1 protein-coding gene is annotated in these 1,327 nt (G+C 35.2%); it reads left to right on the top strand.

Annotated features, from left to right (window positions below):
• Nucleotides 1–1,327, top strand: a 1,327-nt coding sequence (locus tag AB4496_RS23240; RefSeq protein WP_372132125.1) for a methyl-accepting chemotaxis protein, incomplete at both ends; no start/stop codon positions are given.

The raw sequence follows: 1,327 nt of genomic DNA, 5'->3' as shown, positions 1-1,327 counted from the left end.
TATTATAGGTAGAGACGATGTTTTCCTATATACGGAAGAAGGGACAATAATAACCTCACCTAATAAAGAACAAGTAGGAAGTAATATATTCTTAGAAAACCCTACATTTAAAAAATTTGATAATAACCACCCAGAATTATCATATAAAAATCGAATCGGACGAAAAGATGTAGATTATACTGCTTTTTGGAGCAAACTAGATATCAACGGGTGGGAGTATGTAATTTTTACCAAAGATAATATTATAAACAAAGGAGTTAATGACCAAGTTTTCATCTCTATACTCACCGGATTACTGTGTATAATTTCTTCTATTGGTATCTTATTTTTTATTATACACATATTGGTCTTAAAACCTGTTGGCGGTTCTCCTAAAGATATTGCTTTGTTGATGGAATCCATGGCTAAAGGAAATCTTCGTCAAAATATAAAAAAAACAGGGAATGAAACAGGGATATATCGTTCACTCATTAATTTTTCTGAACAACTATCTAATTTGATTAAAAATTCACATGGAATTGCAGAGAATGTCTCATCTGCCTCACAACAACTCACTGTAGTTATGTCAGATACAATACAAAACGTTCAATATGAACTATCTCAAGTTGAACAGATATCTACTGCTATTAACGAGCTTTCGACATCCTCACTAGAAGTAAGTGATAAAGCAACAATGGCCGAAGAAGAAACACGAGCAAGCCAAAATAATGTTGAACATGGTATCAAAATATTGAATGAAAACCTAAACTTTACCAATGAAATTAATAACTCAGTTAGTAGTACAGCTCGAATTATTGAAGAGTTGAGTGAATTTGCGGAGGAGATCGGAACTGTTATAGAGGTTATAAACGCCATCTCAGAACAAACAAATTTACTAGCACTCAATGCTGCAATAGAAGCAGCCCGAGCCGGTGAAGCTGGACGAGGGTTTGCTGTAGTCGCTGATGAGGTAAGGAACTTAGCCTCAAAGACGCAAACCTCCACCATCAGCATTAAAGGTATCATCGAAAAATTGCAAATTCAATCTGAAAAAGCGAACCGGAATATGGGAGAGAACGTGTTATTAATCAAGAAATCCGTATTTCTAGCTGATCAGATAAAGTCTTCATTTGAAGAGATATCTACAACAATCGAGTCAATCTCTAATATAAATACACTCGTAGCCAATGCATCCCAACAGCAATACAACGTCACTGAAGAAATTTCAAAAAACGCAGTACGAGCTTTCGATTTGGTACAGCAGAACGTTTCATCAGTTAATCAAACACTACAGGCATCAAATGAGCTAGCGCTCTTAGCAGAATCTCAAAAAAACGAACTAACCATT

It is taken from the genome of Vibrio sp. 10N.222.46.A1 (assembly GCF_041473595.1).
GTDB lineage: Bacteria > Pseudomonadota > Gammaproteobacteria > Enterobacterales > Vibrionaceae > Vibrio > Vibrio tasmaniensis_A.
This window is presented reverse-complemented; position numbering and strand designations above follow the sequence as displayed.